The sequence below is a fragment of the Actinokineospora diospyrosa genome (assembly GCF_024171925.1).
GTDB lineage: Bacteria > Actinomycetota > Actinomycetes > Mycobacteriales > Pseudonocardiaceae > Actinokineospora > Actinokineospora diospyrosa.
The window spans coordinates 253,787-262,041 of the sequence record NZ_JAMTCO010000014.1 but is presented as its reverse complement, the minus strand read 5'-3'; the positions used below and the strand labels follow the sequence as shown (position 1 = coordinate 262,041).

7 protein-coding genes are annotated in these 8,255 nt (G+C 69.9%); 2 read left to right on the top strand and 5 right to left on the bottom strand.

Features of this window, described 5'->3' with window-relative positions; translation table 11 throughout:
- Positions 1 to 679: 679 nt before the first annotated feature.
- The 4 genes from LV75_RS27450 to LV75_RS27420 form a co-directional block, all read right to left on the bottom strand.
- Positions 680 to 820, bottom strand: a complete 141-nt coding sequence (locus LV75_RS27450) for a hypothetical protein (protein WP_253889964.1) — start codon at positions 818 to 820, stop codon at positions 680 to 682.
- Between the two features lie 121 nt (positions 821 to 941).
- The gene (locus LV75_RS35660) at positions 942 to 1,883 is read right to left on the bottom strand and encodes a cold-shock protein (RefSeq protein ID WP_308211049.1); all 942 of its coding nucleotides are present in this window, start codon (positions 1,881 to 1,883) and stop codon (positions 942 to 944) included.
- A 256-nt stretch (positions 1,884 to 2,139) separates the two neighbouring features.
- Complete coding sequence (locus tag LV75_RS27425; protein ID WP_253889962.1) at positions 2,140 to 3,057, bottom strand: hypothetical protein; 918 nt, start codon at positions 3,055 to 3,057, stop codon at positions 2,140 to 2,142.
- Positions 3,058 to 3,287: 230 nt separating this feature from the next.
- Positions 3,288 to 3,902: a TetR/AcrR family transcriptional regulator gene (locus LV75_RS27420; protein WP_253889960.1), complete on the bottom strand. Its 615-nt coding sequence runs from the start codon at positions 3,900 to 3,902 to the stop codon at positions 3,288 to 3,290.
- A 153-nt stretch (positions 3,903 to 4,055) separates the two neighbouring features.
- On the opposite strand from LV75_RS27420, the gene LV75_RS27415 reads away from it, so the two are divergent.
- Both LV75_RS27415 and LV75_RS27410 read left to right on the top strand, forming a co-directional pair.
- Positions 4,056 to 5,177 carry an acyl-CoA dehydrogenase family protein gene (locus tag LV75_RS27415; RefSeq protein WP_253890013.1) on the top strand — a complete coding sequence of 374 codons (1,122 nt, stop codon included), beginning with the start codon at positions 4,056 to 4,058 and terminating at the stop codon, positions 5,175 to 5,177.
- 23 nt (positions 5,178 to 5,200) lie between these two features.
- On the top strand, positions 5,201 to 6,331 hold the full coding sequence (locus LV75_RS27410; RefSeq protein WP_253889959.1) for a CaiB/BaiF CoA transferase family protein: 1,131 nt from the start codon (positions 5,201 to 5,203) through the stop codon (positions 6,329 to 6,331).
- Here the strand turns inward: LV75_RS27410 and metG are convergent.
- Positions 6,328 to 7,842, bottom strand: coding sequence for a methionine--tRNA ligase (metG, locus tag LV75_RS27405; RefSeq protein WP_253889957.1), 1,515 nt, complete (start codon positions 7,840 to 7,842; stop codon positions 6,328 to 6,330). The genes LV75_RS27410 and metG overlap by 4 nt on opposite strands.
- Positions 7,843 to 8,255: the final 413 nt, after the last annotated feature.

Genomic DNA, 8,255 nt, shown 5'->3' with positions numbered 1-8,255 from the left:
GGGCCCCTACGACACCCGTGGCAGGACCGCACAGCAGGGGCCGAAAAGCATGGCCCTGTCCGCTACCGACGCTACGGGTGCCGTCCCCCCACACAAAACAAGTCCGCCCCATCGAGCACTTGGCACCAGCGACTCCGACTGTCCAGGCGCTGAGCAGGTGGGCTGGGGCGGACCTGACGGCAGTCGAGTTGGCACCGCCGGGTCCGACAGTCCAGGCGCTGGGCCGGCAGGGCAGCCGAGAGCGGGCTGGGATGACACCACAGGGTCCGAGTGTCCAGGTGCTGGGTAGGTGGGTTGGGGCGGACCTGACGGCAGCCGGGTTGGCATCGTCGGGTCCGAGTGTTCAGGGGCTGGGTTTGTGGGTTGGGGCGGACCCGGCGGGAGCTGGGTTGGCACGGCTGGGTTCGGGTGTCCAGAGGGTTGGGCTGGGGTGGCACCTTGGCTTCTGAGTGTCCAGGTGCTGGACTGGCGGGCGGTTGTCCACAACGTGTTCTGTTGTCCACAGGCCCTAGTCGCTGGTCCGGTTCTGTCGGGGTTCCTCGTTAGGCTGTATATCGGGGGCTCTTGCGGCAGATGATCTTGCGCTGGCCGGGATTGGGTTGCGGGGCAAGGGATTTCGGGTCTTCGGCTGGACGCGGCAAGGTGAGGAGCTCGGTGGGGGCGAACTTGCGCGGGGCCGCTACAGCAGCGGTGCTTCCGAGTGTCCAGTGGGCTGCCGCTTGGTCGTAGGTAGCAGGGCCAGGCCGATCAGCGTCACGGCGCAGGCGACGATCAGGATGGTTCCGGCGGGGCCGGTGGATACTTCCGGGAGTACTCGCACCGACGCACCACGCTGGCGCTACTCACGCTGGCCCGAACCGTGATCAACGTCCGCCTGCTCATGAAGATCGAGCTCTGCGACCAGGTCTAACGCGTCCATTCCCGTCGGTGGGGCCGCCTCATCAGAGGCGTTCGATGCGGTCGGCCTGCGGGCCCCGGTCGCTCTGGCGCACCGCGTACCGGACCCGGTCACCCTTCTGCAGCGGCTCCGACCCCATGACCACGGACACGTGGGCGAAGAGATCGTCGCCGCCTGCGTCCGGGGTGATGAAGCCGAAGCCGCGGTCGCCGTCGAAGCGCGCGACGACGCCCTCGCCGCCTCGGGCGGGCACGTCCCGCGCGGCAGGCCCCGCGGCAGGTGCCGGCCGCTGCGGCGCCGTCTGGGGCTCGGCGCCCCGGACCAGGTGCACGTCGCGGGCCTGCGGGCCCTTGTCCCCACTGGCCACCTCGTAGGCGACGCGGTCGCCCTCCGCGAGCCACGTCAGCCCTTCGGTCAGGGCACGGGCGTGAACGAAGACGTCCCCGGCGCCGGAGTCGGGGTTGATGAAGCCGAAGCCCTTGTCCTCGTCGTACCAGGCCACCGTGCCGTCGGCACCGTCCGCGACACCAGCCGCAGCGGGTGAGCCTGCCCCTGCTCCCAGCGGGATCACGTGCCCGGCCTGCGGGCCGCGCTCGCCTTCGACGACCAGGAAGGCCACCCGCTGACCCTCGGTGACCACGCCGCCGGTCACGATGGCGGAACTGTGCACGAAGATGTCGGCGCCGCCGCCGTCCGGCGACGCGAAGCCGTACCCCTTGCCCGGCTCGTACCAGTTGACGGTGCCGAGCAGGCCCACGGCGCTGCCGGTGGCCGCATCGGCGGTGACCCGAACGCGCAGCGCCTGGGGCCCGCGGTCGTTCTCGCCGACCTCGAACACGACGGCCTGACCCTCGCGGAGCACTTTCGCGCCGCCGTCCTCGACGATCTCGGAGGCGTGCACGAACACGTCCGCCGAGCCGTCCTCGGGCGCGAGGAAGCCGAAGCCCCGTTCGGCGTCGAACCAGCGGACGGTCCCTTGCGGCATCAAAGGCTCCAGGTCGAGAGGGCGGGCAGTGGCCCCCAGTCTCTCTGACGGCCTTCCGGTCCGTCGGGCCGGGCCCGCAGGCGGGCGGTGCGGAGCCAGGGGCGGGCCGATGGTTCACCTAGCGACACGCCGAGTTTCGAGACCGGGTCTTAAGGGGTTGTCGCTGATCTCGGTGTTGTTCGGGCGGGAGCCGGTGGGGCCGGTTCATGACCGGTGGGTGCGAGTGACACGCCGCTGATCTTCGCAGGTCGAACCGCTACTGGTCGTCCTCTTTGGGCAGTTGCCGGGGCTCGGTGGCCAGGGGCGGGTGGGGAGCGATGCCGGGGAATGCGCCGCCGATTGTGCGCCTGGGGACCGGTCCCCAGGACAGCACCATGCCCACCAGGGCGACCACGCTCGCCACCAGCAGCAGGATGGCCCCGGCGCCCGCGGACGGGCTGGGCAGCGGGTTCCCGAGTTCGGCACCGAGGGCACCGAACCAGGCGGTGAGGCTGAACACCGACCGCAGGACCAGGAACGAGCCGGTGACCAGCACGCCCGTGCTCAGCGCCGCGGCGACCCTGGTGGCGGTGACCACCGCGTGGCCGGTGCGCGCGACGGCGAACACCGCGATCAGGCCCGCGAGCAGGGTGAGCACGGCGCCCGCGGTCACCGGCAGCCAGCTGTCCAGCGGTACCAGCCCGAACGCGCCGGGCAGGTCGCTCGCGCCGGGGCCGGGGCCCGACCACAGGCTCTCCTCGAAGGGGACCTCGCCGCTCATCCCACCGAAACCCGCGTCGTCCGGTCCGGTGACGTCCATGCCGAAACCCGGGTCGTCCGGTCCGGGATCGTCCAGGCCGCCGGTGGCCAAGCCCGCCGCAGGCCCCTCGTCGGCGAAGTCGACCAACGGGAACGCCGCCCCGAGCGCGGCGAGCACCCCGGCCGTCAGCAGGCCGCCCGCCGTCACGATGCCCGGCCACCACAGCGGCGCCCGCACCGTGGCGTCGATCGAGGCGGGCGGCTGCGCAGCGGGTACCTGGCCCTGCGGCGCCGCTCCGTCAGGAGCAGGGCTGCCAAGAGCCGGTCCGTCAGAAGCCGAGCCGCCGCGAGCCAGGCCGTCAGGAGTTGGGCTGCCAGGAGCCGGGCCATCGGGAGTTGGGCCGTCCGGCGCGGGGCTGTCGGGTGCGGTTGTCACGCGGGCGATCCTGGCAGGTGGGGGCCGCCGGATGACGCCCGCCATATTGTTTGCGGAAGCGAACGTCCCGTAAGCGTCCCGCGGCCCTCATCTATGAGTAGCGGTGGCCGACCCGAGCGAGGGCCGGGTCGGCCACCGCAAACCAGCAAGTCAGGCACAGCCGCGGCCGTGCCCGTCCGCCTGCACCGGATGGGCACGGCTGGGGGTGCCACACCCAGTCGCCTGCGGCCTCAGGCGCCGCTCGCCGAGGTGTAGCGCTCGAGCGCGGTCGCCTTCCACTCCTCCAGCAGCCTGCCGCGCCGCCCCGCGTCGCCACCGATCATCGCGTCCAGCGCCAAGCCGCGGACCAGGTTGACGCTGAGCAGCAACAACGTCTCCAGCTCGGCCTCGGGCAGCTCCACGCCCGCGGCCTCCCGGTAGAGCTCCAGCGTGGCGTGGCCGAGGGCGCGGTCGACCGGGCGCAGCGTCTCGCGCAGCTCCGGGTCCGTGCGCGCGGCGACCCACAGCTCCACGGCGGCGGTCGAGAGCGTCCCGGAGTAGGCCTCCCAGAGCAGGTCGATGCCCTGGGTGACCCGCGCGGGCCCCGGCGGCAGGTCCACCGCCGCCTCGCGCAGCTGGCGGGTCAGCCGGGCGAACAGGTGCTCCAGCGCGGCGGTCATCAGCTCGGCCTTGGTGGTGAAGTGGTGCTGCTGGGCACCCCTGGAGACCCCTGCCCGCAGGCAGATCTCCTGCACGGTCGTGCGCGCGTACCCCAGTTCCACCAGGCAACCGATGGTCGCGTCGAGCAGCGCTTCGCGAGTCTGTTCGCTGCGCTCCTGCTGAGTGCGGTGCGTGCGCACGGCCACCTCCGGACCTCCTCGCGCCGGGCCTCCCACATCGGGGTGTGCTGGCACTTTACGGTCAGTTCGGTCGGCATGTACCTTCACAGGGGAACTTACATGCAGATCGGATTGTTTTTGCCGCGAGGAGGCCTTCCGGTGACCCAGCGATCCCCCTGGATGGACGACGACCTGGACGCCTTCCGCGACCTGGCGCGCACGTTCTGCGCCAAGGAGCTGACGCCCAACACCGAGCGCTGGATCGAGAACAAGCAGGTCGACCGGGAGCTGTGGACCAAGGCGGGCGAGGTCGGCCTGCTCTGCCTGTCCATCCCCGAGGAGTACGGCGGCGGGGGCGGCACGTTCGCGCACGAGACCGTGCTGCTGGAGGAGCAGGCCCGCTCCGGCGACAGCGGCTGGGGCGTGTCGCTGCACAACGGCATCGTGGCGCACTACGTGCTCGCCTACGGGACCGAGGAGCAGAAGCACGCGTGGCTGCCCAAGCTGGCCTCCGGTGAGTGGGTCGGCGCGATCGCGATGACCGAGCCGGGCGCCGGGTCCGACCTGCAGAACATCAAGGCCAAGGCGGTGCGCGACGGCGACGAGTACGTCGTCTCCGGCGCCAAGACGTTCATCACCAACGGCGGCCAGTGCGATTTCGTCATAGTCGTGGTCAAGACCGACTCGACCAAGGGCGCCGAGGGCACCTCGCTGGTCATCGTCGAGACCGAGCGCGCGGGCTTCCGCCGCGGCCGGGTGCTCGACAAGATCGGTCTCAAGGCGCAGGACACCGCCGAGTTGTTCTTCGACGAGGTGCGGATCCCGGTCGGCAACCTGCTCGGCGGGGTCGAGGGCCAGGGCTTCGTCCAGCTCATGCAGCAGCTGCCGCAGGAACGGCTGATCATCGGCATCTCCTCGGTGGTGGCCATGGAGGTCGCCCTGGAGCTGACCCTGAGCTACACCAAGGAGCGGCAGGCGTTCGGGCGCCCGGTGTACCACTTCCAGAACACCAAGTTCACCCTCGCCGAGATCGCCACCGAGACCCGGGTCGCCCGGGTGTTCCTCGACGACTGCCTCGCCAAGCACCTGCGCGGCGAACTCGACATCCCGACCGTGGCGATGCTCAAGTGGTGGACCAGCGACCGGGCCATGAAGGCGATCGACGAGTGCCTGCAGCTGCACGGCGGCTACGGCTACATGACCGAGTACCCGATCGCCCGGATCTACCTCGACCAGCGCGTGCAGCCCATCTTCGGCGGGACCAACGAGATCATGAAGGAGATCATCTCCCGCTCCCTGTGACCCCTCTTCCAGGAGAAACACCCATGGGACCACTGACCGGTCTGCGCGTGGTCGAGCTGGCAGGCTTGGCCCCCGCCCCCTTCGCCTGCACCGTCCTGGCCGACCTCGGCGCCGAGGTGGTCCGGGTCGACCGGGCCCGCCCCGGTGCCGATGTCCTGGGCTTCCCCGACGACCCCCTCACCCGCTCCCGCCGCTGGATCGGCGTCGACGTGAAGTCCCCCGAGGGCCTCGACCTGGTCCTGCGCCTCGTCGACCGCGCGGACGTCCTGATCGAGGGCTTCCGCCCCGGCGTCGCCGAACGCATGGGTCTTGGGCCGGACGCGTTGTTGGCGCGCAACCTCGGGTTGGTCTACGGCCGCATCACCGGGTGGGGGCAGGAAGGTCCTCTTGCGACTGCCGCGGGTCACGACATCAACTACATCGCGGTCGCTGGAGCTCTTGAGCCGATCGGTCCCGCAGGCGGTAAGCCCACCGTGCCTCTCAACCTCCTCGGCGACTTTGGTGGCGGAGGGCTGTTGCTCGCTATGGGCGTACTCGCCGCCCTCTTTGAACGACAGACGTCCGGGCGAGGGCAGGTTGTGGACGCCTCTATGGTCGAGGGCGCTGCTTTGCTCACTACGAGCCTGCATGGCTTGCGCAACCTGGGACTCTGGCCCGGTGCAAGAGGCGCCAACCTCCTCGACGGTGGCGCGCCGTTCTACGACACCTACGAGACCGCCGACGGCAAGTACGTTGCCATCGGCGCGATCGAGGCCCGGTTCTTCGCCGCGTTGGTTGACGTGCTTGGCCTGGAAGACCCGCCCAACCACCTGGACCCGTCGACCTGGCCCGCCCTCCGCACCCAGATCGCCACCGCTGTCCTGACCCGCACCCGCGACGAGTGGACCAAACTCGCCGAAGGCACCGACGCGTGTCTCACCCCGGTCCTCACCCCCGGCGAGGCCCCGGACCACCCGCACAACACCGCCCGCTCAACCTTTGTCGAGGTCGGCGGCAAGACCCAGCCCGCACCAGCGCCGCGCTTCAGCCGAACCCCCGCCACCGCCCCCACTCCGCCACGCCCTCCCCGCGCGGACACGGCTGAGGTCTTGGCCGAGCTCGGGGTGCCTGATTCGGAGATCACCCGCCTGCGCGACGCCGCGGTGATCGCTTAAGCAGTCAGGTCCTCGATACGGGGGAACAGCGGCAGGGGCTTCGGGAGAACCCCCTCCGCAAGCTCAACCTGGGCGGCCACCCGCTTAGCCGCCTCCGGCAAGAACGGGGTCAACTCGTCCGCCACGACGCGGATGGCCTTCAAGAGCAACGCAAGCGAGTCGTTGAGCTTGGCTGCCGCGTCCGCGTCGCCCGCCTTTTCGGCCTTGGCGAGGGTCCACGGCGAAACCTCCACCACGTACCGGTTGGCCTCATCGACGATCCGCCAGACCGCCCCGGTCGCCTGCCGGAAGTCGAACTGCTCAAGGGCGCTGTCGACGTCACCGCGAACCGCAGCCAGCGCGTCCGCCAGTGCCCCCGCCGGGAGTTGCGGGGGCAGCGCGGGCTCGACCCCGTCGCGGTACTTGTGGACCATGCTGACGGTCCGGTTGACCAGGTTCCCCAGCCCGTTGGCGAGTTCGTCGTGGTACCGGTTGACCAGGCGCTCGACGGTGAAGTCCGCGTCCCCGGTGCGCGGCACCTCGCGGACCAACCACCACCGCAGCGCGTCGGCACCGAACCGCTCCACGATCGCGACGGGGTCGATCGCGTTGCCCAGGCTCTTCCCGAGCTTCTTGCCCTCGACCGTCAGGTAGTCGTGCACGAAGATCGTGGTCGGCAGCGGCTGCCCCGCGCTCATGAGCATCGCGGGCCAGAAGACGGCGTGGAACCTGACGATCCCCTTGCCGATGACGTGCGTGCGGACGTCCGAGTCCACCCACCAACGGCGGTAGTCCTCGCTGTCGGCGCCGTACCCGAGCGCGGTGATGTAGTTCCCGAGCGCGTCCCACCAGACGTAGACCACCTGACCGGGGTCGCCGGGTACCGCGATACCCCAACCACGGGCGCGCTCCGTGGAACGCGAGATCGAGAAGTCCTGCAGCCCGCCCTTGATGAACCCGAGCACCTCATTGCGACGACTGGGCGGCTCGATGCGCAACTCGCCCGACTCGACCAGGTCGAGGAGCCGGTCCTGGTAGTTAGAGAGCTTGAAGAACCAGTTCTCCTCATTGACCAACTGCGGCGCGGTCAGGTGCTCGGGGCACAGACCGCCCGGCAGCTCAGCTTCGGTGTAGAACTGCTCGCAGCCAACGCAGTACAGGCCCTCGTAGTGCTTCCGGTACAGATCACCGTTCTCGTCCGTGGCGTGCCACAACCGCTCGACCCCCACCTTGTGCCGAGGATCCGAACTCGTCCGGATGAAGTCGTCGAAGCTGATCTGCAACGGCCCCCGAAGATCGTGGAAAATCGCCGCGTTGCGGTTCACCAACTCCTCGGTCGGCACCCCCTCAGCCTCAGCGGCGATCGCGTTCTTCAACGAGTTGTCATCGGTCCCGGTGAGGAAGTGCACCTCATGCCCCCGATGCCGCCAGTGCCGAGCCATGACGTCGGTCTCGACCAGTTCCATCGCGAACCCCACGTGCGGCTTGGAGTTCACATAGGGAATGGCAGTAGTGATGTAGCGACGTGACATCAGCAGACTCCTGCGTTCCAGCTCCGGCGCGGCCCAAAGACCCATTCTGGCGAGAACCCCAGCGTAGCGGGCACGCCAACCGGAAAAGCCGAACCCTCGCCCCCACCAAGCCTGCATCCCTTGCAGCACAACACCATCCGCGCTGGACACCTGGCCGGACGTGGCAGTTCCATCTCGGCACCGGCAACTTTCGAGCGCCCAGCGGCTGGGCTGCACGGGTTGCGATGGCACCGGCAACTTCTGAGGGCCTCGCCCACGGCGGAGTAGGGCTGTCATCCCATCCCCGGCAGGACTGGCCCCCGACCCACAAACCCAGACCCCTGGACACTCGAACAGTCGGTGCCAGCCCAGGCCACCGAGTCAGCCCTGCCAACCCAGCACCTGGGCACTCGGACCCAGCGGTGCCATCCCGC

Bases quoted from the DNA above. Each gene is read 5' to 3' on its own strand.
- LV75_RS35660 (WP_308211049.1), bottom strand. From the start codon at position 1,883: ATGCCGCAAGGGACCGTCCGCTGGTTCGACGCCGAACGGGGCTTCGGC.
- LV75_RS27415 (WP_253890013.1), top strand. From the start codon at position 4,056: ATGGACGACGACCTGGACGCCTTCCGCGACCTGGCGCGCACGTTCTGC.
- LV75_RS27410 (WP_253889959.1), top strand. From the start codon at position 5,201: ATGGGACCACTGACCGGTCTGCGCGTGGTCGAGCTGGCAGGCTTGGCC.
- metG (WP_253889957.1), bottom strand. From the start codon at position 7,842: ATGTCACGTCGCTACATCACTACTGCCATTCCCTATGTGAACTCCAAG.